Consider the following 20,877-nt stretch of genomic DNA (forward strand, 5'->3'; position numbering starts at 1 on the left):
TTGCCGGCGAGGAAATCGAGCGGGATCTCGTTGCGGCGGGTCTTGTCGAACAGGTAGCGGGTGCCGCGTATCCAGGTCCACATGATCAGCCCCATCAGGCAGGCAACCGTGATCGATACCCAGCCGCCTTCGAATATCTTCACGATGTTTGCCAGGAAGAAGCCGCTGTCGATGACACCGAACAGCACGGTCAAGGCCAGGGCAAGCGCCAGCTTCCACTTCCACAGCTTGCGCATCACCACGAACAGCAGGATGGTCGTCATCAGCATTTCGCCGGTGACCGAGATGCCATAGGCGGAAGCCAGCGAGCTCGAGCTGCCGAAACCGACGACCAGCAGCATCACCCCCAGCGCGATGAGCAGGTTGACCCGCGGCATGTAGATCTGGCCGAGTTGCATTTCGGACGTATGCTGCACCTCGATGCGTGGCAGAAGGTTGAGCTGCACCGCCTGGCGGGTCAGCGAAAAGGCACCCGAGATGACGGCCTGGCTGGCGATGACGGTCGCGGCCGTCGCCAGTCCCACCATCGGCATCAGAGCCCAGTCGGGCAGCATCTGGAAGAATGGATCGGTCGGCCTTCCGCCATTGGCCAGCACAAAGGCACCCTGCCCGAAATAGTTGAGCAGGAGGCAGGGGAAGACCACGGAAAACCACGCCAGCACGATAGGCTTGCGTCCAAAATGGCCGAGATCGACATAGAGCGCCTCGGCCCCGGTCACCGCCAGGAACACCGCGCCGACGGTGACGAAGGCGGCCGTGGGTGTGCTGGCGAGATAGACGACCGCGTAATAGGGATTGATGGCCAGCAGGATCGATGGGTCGTCCGTCAGATGATAGAGCCCCGCGACGCCGATGGCCAGGAACCACAGCGCGGTCACCGGCCCGAACACCGCCGCCACCTTCCCCGTGCCGAAGCGCTGCACCGAAAACAGCACGGCCAGGATGACCAGCGTGATCGGCACGACGTAAGCGTCCAGTGTCGGGGTCACCACCCTGAGCCCTTCGACCGCCGACAGCACGGAGATGGCCGGCGTTATGATCGAATCGCCGAAAAACAACGCCGCGCCGCAAAGACCGATCGCCAGGATGAGCCGCGCGCCCTTGGGATAGGCGCTGCGCGCCAGCGACATCAGCGACAGCGTGCCGCCCTCGCCCTTGTTGTCGGCACGAAGCACGAAGGCGACATATTTTATGGTCACGATGATCGTCAGCGCCCAAACGATCAGCGACAGCACGCCAAGCACGTGAACGCGCGTATCGATACCGGGCGAAGCGTGAAGCGCCTCGCGGAAGGCGTAGATCGGGCTGGTGCCGATATCACCATAGACGACACCGAGCGCCCCCAGCATCAGAACTTTGGTGCTTTGCTTTTCGGCCCCCGAATGGCTCGATTGCTCGACGGTTTCGGCCTCGCTAACGCGAGTGGCAAGGTCCATGGACCACTCCCCGACAAGCACGCGGTGCTTCATGCATGCTGCGATGCGATGTCAATTGCACGCTATGGCTGCCATACCTGCAAAGCGACGCTCTCTACCCCTACCAGCCGCAAGCCTTTAGAAACCGACCCACCGTGCCGGCCATGCCATACTCCAACGCGTCGGCTGTCAACCCGTGTCCGATCGACACTTCGGCCAATGCCGGAATACGCCTTGCCAACGCAGGCAGATTGTCCACTGTCAGATCGTGCCCGGCATTGACCTGAAGGCCGGCGGCGAATGCCGCATCGGCGGTTTTTCCCAATCTTTCCAGCTCTTTGGCGGCCTTTTCGGAATCCGAATGGTAGCTGCCGTAAGGGCCGGTATAGAGTTCGATTCGGTCAGCGCCAGTGTCGCGCGCGGCCGCCATGCCGACAGGATCGGCGTCCGAAAACAACGACACCCTGAAACCGCTCTTCTTCAGACGCCTGACGACCGGTGTCAGGAACGCCGAGTCGGCGGCAAAGTTCCAGCCATGATCGGAAGTTGCCTGTGCCGGGTCATCGGGAACCAGCGTCACCTGTTCGGGCTGATGTTTTTCCACAAGCGCCAGGAAATCCTCGCTCGGGTAGCCCTCTATGTTGAACTCGGCTTGCGGAAACTCATCGTCGATCAGCGCCCTGATCTCGGGCAGGTCGGAATGCCTTGTGTGACGTTCGTCGGGACGTGGGTGGACCGTCAGCCCATGTGCCCCGGCGGCAAGGGCAAGGCGGCCGACGCCGATCACGCTTGGCCATGGCAGGTCGCGCCGGTTGCGCAGCATGGCGATGGCGTTGAGGTTGACGGAAAGCTTTGCGGGCATGGGCTGGCGTCCGTGAGATCAGGCGGTTTGCGCGCGCCGTTCAGCCGCGGCGCGCTTGAGACCGGGCATCTATAGCGCCTTTGACGGGAACAGATAGGGGGTTTCCGGTGTTCCAGAAGACCGATATTTCCGCCAAAGGAGGCTCCGCCCGTGAATTTCCTGCAATCCGTGCCGGCGATCCGTCGCATCGACACCGATCGCGACGACCTGTTCGCAATCGATGTGGTCGGGCATGTCGCGGCGGCCGATGCGGAAAACCTGTTCGGCCTGCTGGAGGCGGCGTACGCGCTCCACCAGCGAATCGACGTGGCCGTGCGCATGGTCGATCACGACGGCGTCGATTGGACCGACATCTCCGACGAAACCCTCAAGCAGGGCGCCGTCCACGCACTGGAGCACATAGGCAGGTGCGCGGCAATCGGCACGCCCGACTGGACGGCGGACGCACGACACGCCTTGCCCGCGTCGTCACCCATCGAATTCAGGCATTTCAAGGCCGAGGACGAAGCCGACGCCTGGGAATGGCTCGGGGTCCAGCGGGTCGGTGCGCGAGAAAAGCCATCGTCGTAACGCTACCTGACGATGGTCAGCCGCTCGGCGGCCCGGGTGATCGCGGTATAAAGCCAGCGCTGGCGCGTTTCCTTGAAGGCCCAGCTTTCATCGAACAGCACGATCTCGTTCCACTGCGAGCCCTGCGCCTTGTGCACGGTCAGCGCGTAGCCGTAGTCGAAATCGTCGAAGCGCTTCTTCTGCTGCCAGGGAATTTCGGCGTCCGGATCCTCGAATGCCGCCTTGAGCAGTTTGATCTTGGCGACGCCGCGGTCCGGATCGTCCTCTTCGGGCGAAACCAGAAGGTTGATGCCGGGTTTCACCGTCTCGCGCGACGAGGTCATCACCTTCCACAGCGAACCGTTGAGCAGCCCCTTGGCGGGATCGTTGCGCAGGCAGACCAGCTTGTCGCCCGCCTGCGGATAGTCGGCATTGAAGCCCTTGAGTTCGCGCAGGCGCTGGTTGTAGCGGCGGCGCGTGCGGTTGGTGCCGACCAGCACCTGGTCCGCCCTGAGCACCAGCTCCTGGTTGACGTCCTCCTTGCCGATCACCTGCGCCGTGCCGTAGTCGCCGCGCATGAATTCTCGGCCCTCGCGCACGTCGAGCGCCAGCCGCAGGATCGGATTGTCGCGCGCCTGCCGGTGGATTTCGGTGAGCAGGAAATCCGGCTCGTGGTCGGTGAAGAAACCGCCGCCCGAGATCGGCGGCAACTGGCCGGGGTCGCCCAGCACCAGGATCGGCGTGCCGAAACTCATCAGGTCGCGGCCGAGCTGCTCGTCGACCATCGAGCATTCGTCGATGACGACCAGCTTGGCGCGCGAGATCGGGCTCTGCCGGTTGAGCGAGAAGGTCGGCGACATCGAGGTCTTGCCGGTCACCTCGTCCTCTACCGATTCCTCGCCCTTGGGCCGGTAGATCAGCGAATGGATGGTGCGGGCATTGACTGCCCCCTTGGAGCGCAGCACCTGCGCCGCCTTGCCGGTGAAGGCGGCGAACTGCACCTGGCCGTCGACATGCTCGGCGAAATAGCGCGCCAGCGTCGTCTTGCCGGTGCCGGCATAGCCGAACAGACGGAACAGCTGCGGCCGGCCCTCTTTGAGCCAGCGGGCAACCGCTTGCAGCGCCTCGTCCTGTTGGGGTGAAAATTCCATTAGCGTGAGAGACCGGATTCGCAAGACAAAGACAAGACAGCCGTCACCGTGCTTAGTTGCGGGATAGCTAATGAACGTGCTTCAATGCCTCCTTTCGCGGAGGAAAGGGCAATGGCAGCATATCTTATCGCTGACGTAGACATAACAGACGCCGCCGTTTTCGAAGAATACCGCCGGGATGTCCCAGCAACAGAAGCGCGCTACGGGGGAAGGTACATTGCCCGCGGCGGAGCCACCAAGGTGTTGGAAGGTGATTGGGAACCTCATCGCCTGGTGATTGTCGAGTTCCCAAACATGGCTTCCCTCGTGGAATGGTATGATTCTCCAGAATACGGACGGCTCAAAGCTATCCGCGAACGCTCCGCCAGGACGAGGATCATTGCTCTCGAAGGCATGATCCCCACCGATTAAAGATTGGCCAAGACGAGAACAAGGACGTACCGGGAAGGCAGTTATCTGCTCGCTTGATCGTGACCGGTCGGATCGTTCTCCAGCAGGATCGGCTTGCCGTGTGGGGTGGCATGCGCGGCGCGTTCCCAGGCCTGCGCCATCGCGTCGACATCGGATTTGGCGGCCAGCCCTTTCGACGCAAGCAGGTTTTCTAGTGCTGCCAGCCAATGTTCGTAATAATCGCGGCCGTCAGCCGCGGCGTTCGGCTTCTTCACCTGCGCCGACAGAGCATCCGCCCACTCGTTCCACGAGAACAGCCTCTTGTCGTGCAGGGCCACCGTCAAGGCGAAGGCCTCGGCCTGCCATGGCTCGGCAAACACCGGGGCATCGACCCCCGGCGGCAAATCGGCAGCGGTACCTTCAGGCCGGCTCAAGATAGCTCTCCCAGGCGTCGATCGACACGGTCAGCGTCGGGTCGGCGCCCTCGCCCCAGATCTCCGTGCCATCGAAAGCCACCGTATAGACCCATTGCGGGTTCTCGCCTTGCCCATGCGCGTTGGTGTCGGGAAAGACGAAACCGTCGCGCACCGCCTCGATCGTGCCCCGTTTGCCACGCGCATAGCGCGGCAGCCTGGTGTGGCCGGTCGGGTTGAAATTCTTCGTCCGCACGGCGTCGCCGGCCTTGAAGCGCGGCGCCGTCTCGACCGGCCGGTTGCAGGGGCCGCCCTTGGCGAGCACGGCCGGAACGTTTTCCGCCTTCAGCACCCGTTTCGGTGTCGCCGCCGCATCGATCGCCCCGCCTGCCCTGAGATCGCGTTCGCTGACGAAACCATGGCGATTGAGCAAGGTCTCCAGCGCCTTGATCCAGATTTGGTAGTAGCTGGAACCATAATAGTCGGCGGGATGCAGCGATTCCCGCGCGTGCCGGCTCTCGTCGATGTTCCAGGCACCCATGGCGCCGGCCGTCAGCGTCACGCCGAGCGCGCGCCGCTCCCAATCGGCATGGAAATAGGGTTCATCTTTTTCAGGGGCCACGGGCCCGAACCCCATCTGTCCGCCGAGATCCTGGGGACCGTTCATGTCGGCCCCCTCGTCTGTTCCGGTACTTTGGCCAGCGCCGTGCCGATCATGGCATCGCGGCTTACCAGCCCGGCCAGTTGCTCCTCGCTCCAGCCTTCGCTGCCCTGTGGCCGCTGCGGCACGACGAGGTAGCGCAGTTCCGCGGTCGAATCCCAGACGCGGATCTTCTTGTCCACCGGCAGCGTCAGCCCGAATTCCTCGAGCACGCCGCGCGGGTCGATGACGGCGCGTGAACGATAGGGCGGCGCCTTGTACCAGACCGGCGGTAGCCCGAGCACCGACCACGGATAGCAGGAACACAGCGTGCAGACGACGAGGTTGTGCGTCTCATCGGTGTTGAACACCGCCTGCATGTGCTCGCCCTGCCGGCCGGTGTAGCTGAGCGATTCGATGGCCGCCGTCGCGTCGCGCCTCAGCCAGTCGGCATAGGCCGGATCGCTCCAGGCTTTCGCCACCACCCTGGCGCCGTTGCGCGGACCGATCTTGGTCTCGTAGGTATCGACGATGACGTCGATCGCAGCCGGATCGATCAGCCCCTTGCGGGTCAGGATGGTCTCCAGCGCCCGCACGCGGGCGGCAAACGGATCGAGTTCGTTGTCGTGGTCATGATCGTGGGACATTGCCACAAACTATGGCTCCGATCCGCCGGCCGCAAGCATGACGGCTTGGGCCAGCTTTTATCCGGACCGCATCAAGCCGTTACTCGGCGGCGGTTTTCTGCGGCTCGCCCTGAATGTCGTCGTTGGTGCCGAACAAGGACGGCTGATCGCCCACGTCGACAACGTGCAGCTCGGGCTTGCGCTTCGCCATCAGCCCGACCAGCCAGCCCGAGAAATTCTCCATGTAGACATAGATCACCGGCGTCACGAACAGGGTCAGCGCCTGCGAGGCGAGCAGGCCGCCGACGACCGCGACACCCAGCGGCTGGCGCAGTTCCGCGCTGGCGCCGGTACCGAGCGCGATCGGGAAAGTGCCCATCAGTGCTGCCAGCGTCGTCATCATGATCGGCCTGAAACGCATCAGACACGCCTTGTGGATGGAATCGGTGGCCGACATGCCTTCTCGTCGCAGTTCGAGCGCGACATCGACCATCATGATGCCGTTCTTCTTGACGATGCCGATCAGCATCAGGATGCCGATCACCGCGATGACGGACAGATCCATGCCGGCGAAGCGCAAGGCAACGACGGCGCCGAGCACCGCCGACGGCAGGCCGGTCAGAATGGTGAGCGGGTGGATGAAGCTCTCATAGAGGATGCCGAGCACGATGTAGATGGTCAGGATGGCGCCGCCGATCAGCAGGCCCTGGTTGGCAAGCGAATCCTGGAAGGTCTTGGCCGTGCCGGCAAATGACGTCGAGATCTCCGTCGGCATGCCGATCTGCTCCTTGAGCGCGCTGATGCGGGCCGTGCTGTCGCCGAGCGCCACGCCTTGCGGCAAATTGTAGGAGATGGTCACCGCCGGAAGCTGGCCGAGCTGGTTGACCGTCAGGGCACCGGCCGTGCGGTCGACGCGGGCGAAGGCGCCGAGCGGAACCAGGCTGCCGCTCGCCGTCCGCATCTGGATGGCGAGCATCCGCTCGGGCGACCATTCGATCTTGGGATCGAGCTCGGTGATGACCTCGTAGCTGTCGGCCGAGCCGAAGATCGTCGAAACCTGGTCGGTGCCGAAACCGCCATAGAGAGCGCTGCGCAGCGTGTCGGTGTCGATGCCGAGCTGGGCGGCCTTGTCGCGATCCACCACCAGCGATGCCTGCAGCGCATTGTTCTGCAAATCGCTGGTGACGTCGGTGAAGGTCGCATGGTCGGCCGCCATCGCGTCATTGAGTTTCTGCGCCCAGATATCGGTCTGGCCGGTGTCCAGCCCCTGAACCACCAGCTGGTAGGCGCTGGCCGACGAGCGCGAACCCAGTCTCAGGTTCTGCACCGGCTGCATGTAGGTCTCGATGCCCGCCACGCCGGCCAGTTGCTTGCGCAGATCCGAAAGCACCTTCTCGATATCGGGACGCTGGTCCTTGCCCTTGAGCTGGACGAAGAGCTGCCCCTGGTTGAGCGCGTTGTTGCCGCTGCCCGCCGACCACGCGACATGGTCGACATAGGGCGAATGCGAGAAGACACTGGCCACCTGCCCTTGCAACTTGGCCATGGCGTCGAACGAGATGTCCTGGCGCGCGATGGTGGTCACCGAGATCTGGCCGATATCCTCCTGCGGGAAGAAGCCCTTCGGCGATACCTGGATCAGCCACACCGACGCCGCCGCGGTGCCGATGAAGACGAGGAACACCAGGAAGGTGTGCCGCAGGCAGAAGCTGAGGACACGGTCGTAGCCGCGCGTGATGAAATCGCGCTTGTGGCCCGCACCGTGCGCCTCACGGTCGGCCTTGGTCACCGACAGCAGCCGCGAGCACAGCATCGGCGTCAGCGTCAGCGAGACGAACATCGACGCCAGGATGGCGACCGTCACCACGACGGCGAACTCGTTGAAGATGCGCCCGATGACGCCGCCCATCAGAAGCACCGGGATGAACACGGCGACCAGCGNGACCAGCGAGATCGAGATCGAGATGATGGTGAAGCCGATTTCGCGCGCGCCCTTCAGCGACGCGTCGAAGGCAGACAGCCCATCCTCCTCCATATGGCGGAAGATGTTTTCGAGCATCACGATGGCGTCGTCAACGACAAGGCCAACCGCGAGCGTCAGGCCCATCAGCGAGATGTTGTCGATGGAAAAGCCGAACAGGAACATGGCGCCGAGCGTGGCGATTAGCGAGATCGGCACCGCCACGGCCGGGATGATGGTCGCCGTCACCCGGCGCAGGAACACGAAGATCACCATCACCACCAGCGCGATGGTCAAAAGCAGCGTGAACTGCACGTCGTCGACGGCCTGGCGGATCGAGGTCGAGCGATCGTTGAGCAGCTTGATCTGGGCCGCGGCCGGCATCTGGTCCTGGAAGGACGGCAGCATCGCCTTGACCTTGTCGACGACGTCGACCGTGTTGGCGTCGGGCTGGCGCTGGACGGCCATGATGATCGCGCGGGTACCGTCATACCAACTTGCGGTCGTCGTGGTCTGCACGGAATTGACGACCCGGGTCACTTCGCCCAGCCGCACCGGGTGGCCGTTCTTGGTGGCGATGATGAGGTTGGAGAAGCCGGCGGCGTCGGTCAGCTGGGTGTTGGCGGTGATCGTCAGCTGCTGCTTGTCGTTCTGCAGCACGCCGAGCGGCGTGTTGCTGTTGGCGGACGCGACCGCCGCCTGCAGCTGATCGATCGAGATGCCGCGGGCGGCAAGCGCGGTCGGGTCGATCTGGATGCGCACCGCGTATTTCTGCTGGCCGAAGATCGAGACCTGCGCCACGCCGTCAATGGTCGACAGCGACGGCGAGATGACGTTTTCGGCGAAGGCATCGAGGTCGGTCAGCGGAACCGTGTCGCTGACCAGCGACATCAAAAGGATCGGCGCGTCGGCCGGATTGACCTTGCGGTAGCTCGGCGGCGACGTCATCTGCGGCGGCAATGATTTCTGCGTGCGCGCTATCGCCGCCTGCACGTCGGCCGCCGCCGCGTCGATGTCGCGGTTGAGCACGAACTGGATGGCGATCGAGGTCTGGCCGAGCGAGTTCGTGGTCGAAATCGAATCGATGCCGGCGATGGTCGCGAACTGCTTGATCAGCGGCGTCGCTACCGATGTCGCCATGGTTTCCGGCGAGGCGCCGGGCAGCGAGGCCGAGACGTTGACCACCGGGAATTCGGCGCTGGGCAGTGCGGCGACCGGCAGGAATTTGTAGGCGAACAGCCCGCCCAGCACGAGAGCGAACGACATCAGGAGCGTGGCGACGGGCCTGCGAATGCAGAATTCGGAGATCATTGGGCCGCCCCGCCGGCACTGCTCGCCTCGGCCACCTTGGGTGCTGCCGTGGAGGCGCCCTCATGCACGGCGGCACCGTTCTTGAGCCTCGTCTGGCCTTCGGTGACCACCTTCTCGCCAGCTTTCACCCCCTGGCTGATGGCGCTGTTCTCGCCTTCGGTCAGCGCCACTTGCACCGGCCGCATCTCGACGGTGTTGTCGGGTTTGACCACATAGACGAACGGCCCCTTCTGGCTCGGCTGCACCGCGACCGTGGGAACCGAGGTCATCCGCGGCATGATGCCGGCGTCGAGGACGACATTCACATATTGGCCCGGCCACAGCGAAAGATCGGCGTTCGGTATGCTGGCTCTCGTGGCGATGGTGCCGGAAGCCGTGTCGACGCTGGAATCGACGAAATCGAGCGTACCCTTGCCGATCGGCGTCGGGTCGCCGTCCTGGGTCAGCGTCACTGCCCCCTGCTGCGGATTGGCCAGCGCCTTGTGCAGCAGCGCAAGGTTGCTTTCCGGCAGATTGAAGTTCACCTGCAGCGGGTCCATCTGGGTGATGGTCACCAACGGCGTCGCCGTGCTGCTGTTGCCATTGCTGACGGTGACAAGATCGCCGACGGCGACACTGACGGCACCCAGCCTGCCGGCGATCGGTGCCGTGATGGTGGCAAAGCCAAGCTGGACGTTGTCGGCATCGATCGTCGCCTTGTCGGCATCGACGGTCGCCGCCGCGGCCTTCTGCGCGGCAACCGCCTGGTCGTAGGTTTGCTGCGTGCCGGCCTGCTTGGCGACGAGGTCCTTGGCGCGCTGAAGATCGGAATTCGAGCTGGCGAGCAGGGCCTGGTCCTTGGCGAGTGTCGCCTGGTCCTTGGCGAGCTGCGCCTTCAGGGCACGATCATCAAGCGAAAACAGGAGATCCCCGGCCTTCACCATCTGCCCGTCCTTGACGTCGATGGAGACGATCTGGCTGGACACCCGCGCGTTGATATTGACCACCGCCGGAGAGGAGACGAAGCCGATGGCATAGCGCCGGATCGGGAAATCAGCCGTCGTCGCCGTCGCCGAGACGATCGAGGCCGAACGCGCACCATTGCCGCCAGCCGCCTGCTTGCCGCCTGCCTGTTTGTCCGCAGCCTGCGTGCCCGGGGCCTGTTTGTCCGGAGCCTGCTTGTTCGATGCCACCGCGACCTGCTTTGCGCCGATCAACTGTTGAGCCCGGCTCAGCGCATCGGGAGACAGATAGAGCCAGGCAGCACCCGCGCAGGCGACCGCCAGCAAAGAAAGAATGACTTTTCCACGCATCGACAAAAGGCCCTCTCTGTCCGACACGCCATAGCCAGGTGGTCGTATTCTAGCGCAACTCACGGGCTCCCTGCCGCGATTTCGCCGAATAGATAGGACACGCCTTTGTCGGAAAAGGGCCAAAACACGGCATTACGAAGATTTAATGTGCACTGCACAATGGATGTGCACCCGGCATGGCCGCTGGCCGAAGCTACGACGAGCCCCGAGGAAAACCTATTTCAACATCGGCCAAAGCGTCGCCGCCAGCAGCACGCCCATGGCGATGTTGAACCATTTCAGCCGTACCGGATCCGACAGGAAACCGCGCAGCGCCGTGCCGAATCCCGCCCATACCGAGACGCTCGGCAGGTTGACGATGGTGAAAGCCACCGAGATCAGCGCCACCGACAGGAACGGGTGCTCCGGATTGCTGTAGACGGCCATGGCGGTGACCGCCATCACCCAGGCCTTGGGATTGACCCACTGGAACGCCGCCGCATCGATGAAGCGCATCGGCCGCCCGCTTGCCTCGCCCTTGCCTGCGAACGAGCGCGACATGGCGATCTTCCAGGCGAGGTAGAGCAGATAGGCGGCGCCGGCGATCTTCAACGCCGTATGCAGCGCCGGAACCGCCGTCAGCACGGCGCCAAAACCAAGGCCGACGGCAAGCAGCAGCACCAGGAAACCGATGCTGATGCCAAGCATATGCGGCACGCTCCTGACCAGGCCGAAATTCACACCTGAAGCCAGCAGCATGAGGTTGTTCGGCCCCGGCGTGATCGAGGTGACGAAAGCGTAGACCAAAAGAGCGAGGAATGCGTCGAGCGACATGATATCCTCCCAGATACGTCAGTATTATTGTCTCTTTCCGGCGACCGCAAAGGCCAGAACCGGCCGGTCGCCGAGCCAGAATTGACGGCTGTGGGGGATCCGGCCGGTGCTACATGCCCTGCGGGCCGCGGTTCATCGCCGCCACGCCGGTGCGGCAGATCTCGACCAGGCCGAGCGGCTTCATGATGGCGATGAACTGGTCGAGCTTGGAGCCCTTGCCTGTGATCTCGAAGATGAAATGCTCGGTGTTGGCGTCGATGACCGAGGCGCGGAAAGCGTCGGCCAGCCGCAGCGCCTCGACGCGGGCCTCGCCGGTGCCGGCGACCTTGACCAGCGCCAGTTCCCGCTCCAGCGGCCGCTCCTGGCCGAACTCGTGCGAACGCACGGTAAGGTCGACCACGCGGTGCACCGGCACGATGCGCTCGAGCTGATGCTTGATCTGCTCCAGCACGTGCGGCGTGCCGCGGGTCACGATGGTGATCCGCGACAGGTGCTTTTCATGTTCGGTCTCGGAAACGGTCAGGCTCTCGATGTTGTAGCCGCGCCCGGAAAACAGGCCGATGACCCGGGCAAGCACGCCCGGCTCGTTGTCGACCAGCACGGAAAGCGTGTGGTTTTCCGGCCGCTCCGTTTCCTTGGCGATGAAGTAGGCGGAGCCGGTCGGTTGAAGGTGCTGTGCGTTCATGACATGAATCTCGATTTCAAACTCTTGATCTAACGATCTGTTTCCGCACGGCTTCTCGCGACAGCCCTGCCCTGGCTTCGCGGCTTACACCAGTTCCCTGCCCTTGGCGTCGATGGCGTTGGCCACGGCCTCGTCCGTCGCCTCGTCCGGCAACAGCATCTCATTGTGTGCCTTGCCCGACGGGATCATCGGGAAGCAGTTGGCGAGCGTCGCCACGCGGCAGTCGAACAGCACCGGCTTCTTGACAGCGATCATCTCCTTGATGGCGTCATCCAGCTCGTCGGGCTTTTCGCAGCGTATGCCGTGGCCGCCATAGGCTTCGGCCAGCTTGACGAAGTCCGGCATCGCCTCGGTGTAGGAATGCGACAGCCGGTTGCCGTGCAGCAGCTGCTGCCACTGGCGCACCATGCCCATGTACTGGTTGTTGAGGATGAAGATCTTGATCGGTGCATCGTGCTGCACCGCCGCGCTCATCTCCTGCATCGTCATCTGCACCGAGGCGTCGCCGGCGATGTCGACGACCAGCGCATCGGGATGCGCGATCTGCACGCCGAGAGCCGCCGGCAAGCCGTAGCCCATCGTGCCCAGCCCACCTGACGTCATCCAGCGGTTCGGCTTCTCGAAATGATAATGCTGCGCCGCCCACATCTGGTGCTGGCCGACCTCGGTGGTGATGTAGGTGTCCATGTCCTTGGTCAGTTCGTAGAGCCGCTGGATGGCGTATTGCGGCATGATGACCTCATGGTTCATCTTGTAGGCGAGTGAATCGCGACCGCGCCATTTGGCGATCTGCTCCCACCAGGGATAGAGCGCCTTCTTGTCGGCCTTGGCGGTCGCCCGCCACAGCCGCACCATGTCCTCCAGCACCCGGCCGACATCGCCGATGATAGGCACTTCGGTGTGCACGTTCTTGTTGATCGAGGATGGATCGATGTCGATGTGGATCTTGCGCGAGTTCGGCGAGAACGCGGTCAGCCGGCCGGTGATGCGGTCGTCGAAGCGCGCGCCGATGCAGATCATCACGTCGCAATCATGCATGGCCATGTTGGCTTCGTAGGTGCCGTGCATGCCAAGCATACCCAGCCAGTTCTTGCCCGATGCCGGATAGGCGCCGAGCCCCATCAGCGTCGAGGTGATCGGGAAACCAGTGAGATCGACCAGTTCGCGCAAGAGATGGCTCGCCTCCGGGCCGGAATTGATGACGCCGCCGCCCGAGTAGATGATCGGTTTCTTCGCGGTCGCCATCAGCTCGACCGCCGCCTTGATCTTCTCCAGATCGCCCTGGACCTTGGGCTGGTAGCTGGTGCGCGGCGCGATCTGCGGCGGGACATAAAATCCCTTGGCGAACTGCACGTCCTTCGGAATGTCGACCACCACCGGACCGGGACGGCCGGTCGTGGCGACATGGAAGGCCTCGTGAATGGTCGCCGCGAGTTCGTTGACGTCCTTCACCAGCCAGTTGTGCTTGGTGCAGGGGCGCGTGATGCCGACCGTGTCGCATTCCTGGAACGCGTCGGAGCCAATGAGCGAGGTCGGCACCTGCCCGGTCAGGCAAACCAGCGGGATCGAATCCATCAAGGCGTCCTGCAGCGGCGTCACCGCATTGGTGGCGCCGGGGCCGGAGGTCACCAGCATGACGCCGGCCTTGCCCGTCGAGCGCGCATAGCCTTCGGCCGCGTGGCCCGCACCCTGCTCGTGCCGCACCAGAATGTGCTCGACCTCGTCCTGCTGGAAGATCTCGTCGTAGATCGGGAGAACCGCGCCGCCGGGATAACCGAAGACATGCTTGACGCCATTGTCCTTCAGCGCCTGCACCACCATTTCGGCGCCCGTCATTTCGGCTCTTGGCATTTCGCGCCGTTCACTTTGTCCGTTGCTCATCGGTTTGGTCCCGTACTGTCGCCCTTTGGGCGTTGCCATCTGGCTGCTGCTGGTCGTTTAGTCGTGTTTTAGGCAATAAAAAAGGCCCCCGAGGGAGCCTGTGTGTTGCGCATGGGAGGTTTTCGCCCGGCGGTTACACCGCCTTGCCCACGCGCCTTCCTACGAGAATGAGTGCCTTTTTCATGATGGCGGACACTAAGGGCGGGCAAGGCAGGCTGTCAACGGCAAAAATCGCGCCGCCGATGAAGCCGCTTCCCAANGGCGGACACTAAGGGCGGGCAAGGCAGGCTGTCAACGGCAAAAATCGCGCCGCCGATGAAGCCGCTTCCCAATTTGAAAAACACCCGTCACGATTTCGCGACGGACGCCGCGTCAAACCGGCTTGGGAGCATGTTTTCCGGATAAGTCCTTGAAGCCACGCGAAACTATGGTGGGGCGTGACGAAGGCTATTCTCATTGCCAATACTTGATTGTCCGGCTTTGCAAGTCGGGAGGAGCAAACCATGACGGCCTGGATTTCACGGAGGAAAACTTATGCTCGACAAGGCCCCAAACAAGAAACTGTCCGACCTGCTCGATCAATTCGGCGCTGCCCTCGCCGCCAATGACATCGAGAAGGCGATCGGCTGCTTTCAGGAGGACTGCTACTGGCGCGACCTCGTCACCTTCACCTGGAACATCAAGACCATGGAAGGCAAGGACCAGGTCCGCGACATGCTGAAGAGCCAGTTGTCCGGGACAAAGCCGTCGCATTGGGCGCTCGCCAGCGGTGAGGACGCGACCGAGAGCGACGGGCTGATCGAGGGCTGGATCAGTTTCGAGACCGAAGTGGCGCGCGGCTTTGGCCATGTCAGGCTGAAGGACGGCAAGATCTGGACGCTGCTGACCACCATGGTCGAATTGAAGGGCCACGAGGAACCGGCCGGCTTCGCGCGGCCCATGGGGGCCAGGCATGGCTCGGGCAAGAACCGCCCGACATGGAAGGAAGAACGCGAGAAAGAGGCGGCCGAACTCGGCTTCAAGACGCAGCCCTACACGGTCATCATCGGTGGTGGCCAAGGCGGCATCGCGCTCGGCGCACGGCTGCGGCAGCTCGGCGTGCCGACCATCATCATCGAGAAGAACGAGCGCGCCGGCGACAGCTGGCGCAAGCGCTACAAGTCGCTCTGCCTGCACGATCCGGTCTGGTACGACCATCTGCCCTATATCGATTTCCCGAAAAACTGGCCGGTCTTCTCGCCCAAGGACAAGATCGGCGACTGGCTGGAAATGTACACCAAGGTGATGGAGCTGAACTACTGGTCCTCGACCGAGGCCAAGAGCGCCACCTATGACGACGAGAAGAAGGAATGGACCGTCGTCGTCCACCGCGACGGCAAGGACATCACCCTGAAACCCAAGCAGCTGGTGCTGGCCACCGGACAGTCCGGCAAGGCCAACCTGCCGAAATTCAAGGGCATGGAGAACTTCAAGGGCGACCAGCATCACTCCTCGAAGCATCCCGGCCCCGATGCCTATGCCGGCAAGAAGGCCGTTGTCATCGGCTCCAACAATTCCGCCCACGACATCGCCGCCGCGCTTTGGGAAGCCGGCGCCGACGTCACCATGGTGCAGCGCTCGAGCACCCATATCTCCAGATCCGACACGCTGATGGAAATCGGCCTGGGCTCCCTCTACTCGGAACAGGCGGTTCAGAACGGCATCACCACAGCCAAGGCCGATCTGATCTTTGCCTCCCTGCCCTACAAGATCCTGCACGAATTCCAGATCCCGGCCTATGCCGAGATGAAGAAACGCGACGCGGCGTTCTACAAGGGACTGGAAAAGGCCGGTTTCATGCTCGACTGGGGCGACGACGAGTCAGGCCTGTTCATGAAGTACCTCAGGCGAGGCTCCGGCTACTATATCGATGTCGGCGCTTCCCAGCTGGTCATCGACGGGTCTATCAAGCTGAAGAGCGGTGTCGACGTCGAAGAGATCAAGCAGCATTCGGTTCTGCTCAGCGACGGGTCGGAACTGCCTGCCGACCTTATCGTCTACGCCACCGGCTACGGCTCGATGAATGGCTGGGCCGCCGATCTGATATCGCGCGAAACGGCGGACAAGGTCGGAAAGTGCTGGGGCCTCGGCTCGAACACCACCAAGGATCCCGGCCCTTGGGAAGGCGAGTTGCGCAACATGTGGAAGCCGACGCAACAGGAAGCGCTGTGGTTCCACGGCGGCAATCTGCACCAGTCGCGCCACTATTCGCAGTTCCTGTCGCTGCAATTGAAGGCCAGGCATGCCGGGCTGCCGACGCCGGTCTACGGACTTCAGCAGGTGCACCACAAAGGCTAACGGCACACCCAGCCTTCTTGAATCTCCGCGCGGCATGTTCGCCGCGCGGGCCTTCGTTTCAGCCGCGCAACGTCACGCCGCTCGCCTTGGCCCAGCGCTCGAGGATCTTGCGCTCGTCCGGCAAAGCGGGGCGGGCCGGCGACCGTATTGTCGCCGTCGAAGCAGAAACACATGGGCGATCTCCTCCCGGTGACTGGTTGCGTCAGGCGCGGTTGGCGAAGTCGCGAACCACCCGCTGCAGCAACGGCACATAGTCGCGAAACGCCCGCGTCTTCATGTCGGCGACCTTGCCGCCCTCGTCCCAGATGCGAACCCGAACCGCTTCCTCATGGAACGGGTTCTTGCGGAACTCGGCCACCTCGTCGGCGTTCATCGGTCCGCCCTGCAGCGACAGCGTATGAACCGAAGCCGGCGACAGCTTGGAGAAATAGGTCGGGTCGGTGGCGCAGAGATACCGCTTGGCCGCCACATGCAGCCTGACGCATTCGACGATGACAGGCGGAAAGAACGGCGCCAGCACCTCGCCGCCGGCTTCGTCATGGTGCTTGTCCTCGACGTCCTCGGGCGAGTAGGTGCCGAACTCGCTGGTGTAATGGCCGATGTCGTGCAGCAGCGCGGCCGCCACCAGCACCTCGGGCGCGCCGTCCTGCTCCGCCAGCCATGCCCCCTGCAGCATATGCTCGGACATCGTCACCGGCTCGCCCAGATAGGATTCCGCACCCCGGCGCTCGAAAATGTCGGCGATGAATTCGACGATGTTGTCCGCGTTCAAATCCTGGCCGCTCATTCCGCGGCCTCCTTGAAATCTTGCTCGATCGCGGCGAGCGTCGACAACAGACCATCCTTGTCGGCGTAGCACCCTTGCAGCCAGCGCTTGCCGGTGCCCGAAAACGCCTTGCGGGCATGCATGACCCGCGTGTTGTCGACGATGAAGGCCTGGCCGGGTTCGAGCTTGAAGGTGACTTCGAAGGACGGATCCTCGATCAGCTCGGCGAACCGGCGATAGGCGGCGTAGTAGGCCTCCATGTCGGCGAAGGGGACGTCGACGGTCGGCGCCAGCGAGCGGTTGTTGAAGCGGATGCAGATCAGTTCGCCATCGGGACCGAGCTCGATCATCGGACGCTTGGCCTGCAGCCGCACGCCCGACGAGCCGGCATATTCGAAACGCGCCGGGCATGAACTCAACAGGCGGAAGCCTTCCGGGTTCTCGGCCTGCAAGGCAGCCGCGACGGCAAAACCGTCGACTACGCTCGATTCGCCGCCCTCCACCGTATTCTCGATGCAGGACAGGATCTGCAGCGTCGGCACCGGATCGCGATAGGGATTGTCGGTGTGTGCCTGGAGGCCGAGATTGGTGTAGGCAAGATTGTTTGGATTGACCTCGGCGCGCACTTCGAACCAGCGGCCGTAATTGGTTTCCCTGATGTAGCCGAACAGGTCAGACACTTTGCAGAGTGCTCCGGATTCGGCCGGCAGGCCGTCCATCACCGCAAAGCCATAGGTCCTCACCGCCGAAAGCCACTCCCGCAGGACACCGCGGCTGTGACTGGCTGCCGGGTAGCTGGCGCGCGGCACCGAATTCTGCATCGTCGCTTTGGTCCAGCGCTGGATGATATCGCCCGTCCAGCCGGGCTGGCGGAGCTCATCGCGGTCATAGGCGTTGGCACTCAGCCATGGCGCGGGAAAGCTGACCGTTTTTCCTTCCGGCACGAAGCTGACCTCCAGCATGCCGGCCTTGATCGCCGCCGCGCCAATTCTCGTCTCGGCCGGAATGTCGAGGATAGTGATGAGGCGCTGGCCGTTGCCGGCGCTGCGAGTCTTGTCGTCGAGTGCGTTGTCACGCAGCCAGATGGCGTGAAAGCGGGTGCGCCTCCCGTCCTGCCAGCCAAGTTCGATCGTTCTGCCTTCGTCGCCGACCAGCGCATGGGTGAGCATGGAAATCCGTCCCTGTCCGCTACACCCCGCGGCCCGGTCCGCAGGGTTTCGATTGCATGTTCGCCCCACGACAGGCATAACTCAAATTATCATTTTTTGGCCAGAGACCGTAAATAACTAATGGCTCGAAAAACCATTCCCGCCTTGCCGCCGCTCGACTGGCTGCGCAGTTTCGAGGCCGCCGCGCGGCTGTCGAATTTCACGGCTGCGGCTGCCGAACTCGGCCTCACCCAGGCGGCCGTCAGCCAGCACATCCGGTTTCTGGAGGAGCGGCTGAAGACCCGGCTGTTCTCGCGGCTGGCGCGAGGCGTCGCACTGTCGCCGGAAGGCGCCGCCTACCTGCCCCACATCCAGTCGGCCTTCGCCACCATCTCCAGCAGCACGACCGAACTGTTCGAGCCGCGCGCCGTCCAGACCGTCTCGATCCGGGTGCCGATCTCCTTCGCCTTGCTGGTGCTGGTTCCGGCACTTCCCGATCTCGCCGGGGCATTGCCGCGCATCCAGCTCGATCTTGTCACGATCCATCGCCCGACCGACTACGATCTGCCGGGGTCGGCACTCGACATCCGCTTCGGCAACGGCGCCTTTCCCGGGCGCGAGGCCGACAGGCTGACCGCCGAGCGGCTGGTGCCGGTGGCGGCTCCAGCCTTGGCCGCCGACGCCGATTGGACATCCCTGCCGCTGCTTCTGGTCGCCGGTGCACGCGAAATGTGGGCGGAGTGGTTCGCGGCGGCCGGATTGGCCGGCCACCTCCAGCGATCACACCGCTTCGACAGTTTCGTCGCCGCCATGGAAGCGGCGAGGGCCGGTGCCGGCGTGCTTTTAGGGTCGCGCCCTCTGATCGATGCGGCGCTCGACAACGGAACGCTGGTCAGGCTCTCGGACTTCGAGCTTTCCAGCACCTCGGGGCATTTCCTGACAAAGGCATCGACCGCACGGCTCACCAGCGCCGAGCAGGATTTCCGCACCTGGCTGCTGGGGCGCCTCTCCGGTGTGGCCTCGTCCTGACTATACCCCTACCCGTGTGCCGATACGCTTCCAGTAGATCAGCGTACCGGTCAGGCCGCCATGCGGTTTAAGCGCATAGTCCGGGATTTCGCCGGCCAGGGTGAAACCAAGCTTCTCGTAGAGGCCCGCAGCGCCTTCCTCCGTCGCCGTGTCCAGAACCAGCAGCGTGCGCCCCTTCTCGACGGCGACACGCTCCGCAGCCCGCATCAGGCGCGTCCCGATACCCCTGCCCCGATGTTCGACCGATGTCATCAGCTTGGCGATCTCGGCCCGGTGCGGCTGGTTGGGTGGGCAGTCGAGCAGCAGGGTGACCGTGCCGATCAGGGCCTTGCCGTCCCAGGCGCCAAGCACCGCCCTTTCCCCTTTTGCCGCCGCTGCCAACGATCTTTCCCAGAATGCGGTCGCCGCTTCCGGCGCCAGCGGATGCATGAAGCTGACCGATCCGCCGGCGGCAACCGTTTCGACCAGCAGGTCAGTCAGCATCGACAGCGTGTCCGGACGTGCGCCGAGGGCTTCGATTTCGATGGAATGCATGCCCTCGATATCCTTTGGAAGCAGTGAAATGAGTGAAGCAAGCTTGCCCCGGTCAGCCCAGTTGGCGCACACGGCGCCGTTTGCGCGCGGCCTTGATGGCGCTGATGCGGTCGGTGTCTTCTTGCCCGAGATGCCGTCCGCGCTCCAGGATCTCGAGCGTGTATTCCTCATAGGTCAGGCCCAGCCTCTCGGCCTTGTCCATGCGCATCAGCATGACATCGCGGCTCGGCGCCTTCCATGCCTTGGCATGGGCCGCCTGCCAGGCGAGGAAGATGTAGGGATCGCCCTTGCCCCATGGCGGTCCTTTGTACTCATCGAGGGGCGGCCCCCCATTGTGGGAGCGCTTTGGCCGTCTTGCCATGATCTCAGCCCCTGACCAGCGCGACGAGATAGTCGGCGCCCGGCTCCAGCGCATGGAAGGTGCAGTCCGACGGCGCTCCGAGCGCCAGGCAATCGCCGGGCTCGAGCCGGTGCGCCACATCGCCCTCGACGAATTCCAACCGCCCGGAAATCAGCCATATCTGCTGTTTGATGAAGGCGTAGGACGCTGCCGGAAAGCTGACCTTGGCGCCCGCCGGCAGATGCACCTTGATCAGTTCGAGCGGCATGTCGCAGGCCGGTGAAAGATGCCGCCTGACATAGCCGGTATCGGGATCGCGCCACATAGGCTGGTCGCTCTCGCGCAGTAGCCCACCACCCTGCAATTCCGCCCGTGCGATCAAGGTCGACAGCGTCATGCCGAACGCCGCGGCGATCCGCACCAGAAGAGCCGCGGTCGGGCTGGTCTTGCCGCGCTCGATCGTGCTCAACATCGCCTTGGAAACCCCCGATCGCTCGGCAAGCTCCGCCAGCGACCAGTCGCGCATGACCCTCTCGGCGTGTATGCGCCTGCCGATAGTGGAGGAAATGTCGTTCGCTATATCATCCATTCGTCCAGTATAGCGAAATTCCAAGATTGGAGACAAGATGGGAGAAGAGCCATACCGCGACAATTTTAGCCGGATCTTTAATCCTCTCTACACCATCCGACCTCACCCGACCTTAACCCCGTTCCCTGTAGGGTCGATGCTCAAGG

20 protein-coding genes are annotated in these 20,877 nt (G+C 63.4%); 4 read left to right on the plus strand and 16 right to left on the minus strand.

Translation table 11 applies throughout. From position 1 onward, the window contains the following. On the minus strand, nt 1-1,436 hold a 1,436-nt coding region (locus X743_RS159300), incomplete at its 3' end, for a KUP/HAK/KT family potassium transporter (protein WP_023765034.1). Nucleotides 1,437-1,536: 100 nt separating this feature from the next. Then, nucleotides 1,537-2,277 carry a pyridoxine 5'-phosphate synthase gene (locus X743_RS159295; protein WP_023765035.1) on the minus strand — a complete coding sequence of 247 codons (741 nt, stop codon included), beginning with the start codon at nt 2,275-2,277 and terminating at the stop codon, nt 1,537-1,539. A 150-nt stretch (nt 2,278-2,427) separates the two neighbouring features. Between X743_RS159295 and X743_RS159290 the strand changes: the two genes are divergently transcribed. Then, entirely contained in the window at nt 2,428-2,847 is a 420-nt protein-coding gene (locus X743_RS159290) for an STAS/SEC14 domain-containing protein (protein ID WP_013894772.1), read from the plus strand. Between the two features lie 2 nt (nt 2,848-2,849). Here the strand turns inward: X743_RS159290 and X743_RS159285 are convergent, their stop codons facing one another. Beyond that, entirely contained in the window at nt 2,850-3,977 is a 1,128-nt protein-coding gene (locus X743_RS159285; RefSeq protein ID WP_013894771.1) for an ATP-dependent RecD-like DNA helicase, read from the minus strand. A gap of 111 nt (nt 3,978-4,088) precedes the next feature. Between X743_RS159285 and X743_RS159280 the strand changes: the two genes are divergently transcribed. Further along, nucleotides 4,089-4,388 carry a DUF1330 domain-containing protein gene (locus tag X743_RS159280; RefSeq protein WP_023765036.1) on the plus strand — a complete coding sequence of 100 codons (300 nt, stop codon included), beginning with the start codon at nt 4,089-4,091 and terminating at the stop codon, nt 4,386-4,388. A gap of 41 nt (nt 4,389-4,429) precedes the next feature. Here the strand turns inward: X743_RS159280 and X743_RS159275 are convergent, their stop codons facing one another. From X743_RS159275 to X743_RS159240, 8 genes are all read right to left on the minus strand, one after another. After that, nucleotides 4,430-4,801, minus strand: coding sequence for a nitrile hydratase accessory protein (locus X743_RS159275; protein WP_023765037.1), 372 nt, complete (start codon nt 4,799-4,801; stop codon nt 4,430-4,432). Continuing rightward, on the minus strand, nt 4,788-5,447 hold the full coding sequence (gene nthB, locus X743_RS159270; protein ID WP_023765038.1) for a nitrile hydratase subunit beta: 660 nt from the start codon (nt 5,445-5,447) through the stop codon (nt 4,788-4,790). Before nthB ends, X743_RS159275 begins: the two co-directional genes overlap by 14 nt. Further along, the gene (nthA, locus tag X743_RS159265; protein WP_023765039.1) at nt 5,444-6,067 is read right to left on the minus strand and encodes a nitrile hydratase subunit alpha; all 624 of its coding nucleotides are present in this window, start codon (nt 6,065-6,067) and stop codon (nt 5,444-5,446) included. Before nthA ends, nthB begins: the two co-directional genes overlap by 4 nt. Nucleotides 6,068-6,146: 79 nt before the next feature. Beyond that, nucleotides 6,147-9,317 (minus strand): efflux RND transporter permease subunit, encoded by a 3,171-nt coding sequence (locus X743_RS159260; RefSeq protein WP_023765040.1) that lies wholly within the window; start codon nt 9,315-9,317, stop codon nt 6,147-6,149. Next, the gene (locus X743_RS159255; protein ID WP_023765041.1) at nt 9,314-10,609 is read right to left on the minus strand and encodes an efflux RND transporter periplasmic adaptor subunit; all 1,296 of its coding nucleotides are present in this window, start codon (nt 10,607-10,609) and stop codon (nt 9,314-9,316) included. The genes X743_RS159260 and X743_RS159255 overlap by 4 nt, the downstream gene beginning before the upstream one ends. Before the next feature lie 216 nt (nt 10,610-10,825). Further along, a complete protein-coding gene (locus X743_RS159250) occupies nt 10,826-11,422 on the minus strand; it encodes a LysE family translocator (RefSeq protein WP_023765042.1) in 597 nt (198 codons plus the stop codon). A 109-nt stretch (nt 11,423-11,531) separates the two neighbouring features. Beyond that, nucleotides 11,532-12,107 carry an acetolactate synthase small subunit gene (gene ilvN, locus X743_RS159245; protein WP_013894763.1) on the minus strand — a complete coding sequence of 192 codons (576 nt, stop codon included), beginning with the start codon at nt 12,105-12,107 and terminating at the stop codon, nt 11,532-11,534. An 84-nt stretch (nt 12,108-12,191) separates the two neighbouring features. Beyond that, nucleotides 12,192-13,943, minus strand: a complete 1,752-nt coding sequence (locus X743_RS159240) for an acetolactate synthase 3 large subunit (protein WP_023765043.1) — start codon at nt 13,941-13,943, stop codon at nt 12,192-12,194. Between the two features lie 579 nt (nt 13,944-14,522). Between X743_RS159240 and X743_RS159235 the strand changes: the two genes are divergently transcribed. Then, nucleotides 14,523-16,325 (plus strand): NAD(P)/FAD-dependent oxidoreductase, encoded by a 1,803-nt coding sequence (locus tag X743_RS159235; protein WP_023765044.1) that lies wholly within the window; start codon nt 14,523-14,525, stop codon nt 16,323-16,325. A 202-nt stretch (nt 16,326-16,527) separates the two neighbouring features. Here the strand turns inward: X743_RS159235 and X743_RS159230 are convergent, their stop codons facing one another. Beyond that, nucleotides 16,528-17,112 (minus strand): HD domain-containing protein, encoded by a 585-nt coding sequence (locus X743_RS159230; RefSeq protein WP_023765045.1) that lies wholly within the window; start codon nt 17,110-17,112, stop codon nt 16,528-16,530. After that, the gene (locus X743_RS159225; protein ID WP_023765046.1) at nt 17,109-18,260 is read right to left on the minus strand and encodes a gamma-butyrobetaine dioxygenase; all 1,152 of its coding nucleotides are present in this window, start codon (nt 18,258-18,260) and stop codon (nt 17,109-17,111) included. The genes X743_RS159230 and X743_RS159225 overlap by 4 nt, the downstream gene beginning before the upstream one ends. Nucleotides 18,261-18,380: 120 nt before the next feature. Between X743_RS159225 and X743_RS159220 the strand changes: the two genes are divergently transcribed. Then, on the plus strand, nt 18,381-19,268 hold the full coding sequence (locus tag X743_RS159220) for a LysR family transcriptional regulator (protein ID WP_023765047.1): 888 nt from the start codon (nt 18,381-18,383) through the stop codon (nt 19,266-19,268). On the opposite strand, the gene X743_RS159215 is transcribed toward X743_RS159220, so the two are convergent. Genes X743_RS159215 through X743_RS159205 form a run of 3 tightly spaced genes read right to left on the minus strand, consistent with a single transcriptional unit; the run spans nt 19,269 to nt 20,731 of the window. Further along, nucleotides 19,269-19,802 carry a GNAT family N-acetyltransferase gene (locus X743_RS159215; RefSeq protein WP_023765048.1) on the minus strand — a complete coding sequence of 178 codons (534 nt, stop codon included), beginning with the start codon at nt 19,800-19,802 and terminating at the stop codon, nt 19,269-19,271. Nucleotides 19,803-19,854: 52 nt separating this feature from the next. Further along, nucleotides 19,855-20,163, minus strand: coding sequence for a hypothetical protein (locus X743_RS159210; RefSeq protein WP_023765049.1), 309 nt, complete (start codon nt 20,161-20,163; stop codon nt 19,855-19,857). Nucleotides 20,164-20,167: 4 nt separating this feature from the next. Continuing rightward, the gene (locus X743_RS159205; protein WP_023765050.1) at nt 20,168-20,731 is read right to left on the minus strand and encodes an XRE family transcriptional regulator; all 564 of its coding nucleotides are present in this window, start codon (nt 20,729-20,731) and stop codon (nt 20,168-20,170) included. Nucleotides 20,732-20,877: the final 146 nt, after the last annotated feature.

The sequence above is a fragment of the Mesorhizobium sp. LNHC232B00 genome (genome assembly GCF_000502435.1).
GTDB lineage: Bacteria > Pseudomonadota > Alphaproteobacteria > Rhizobiales > Rhizobiaceae > Mesorhizobium > Mesorhizobium opportunistum.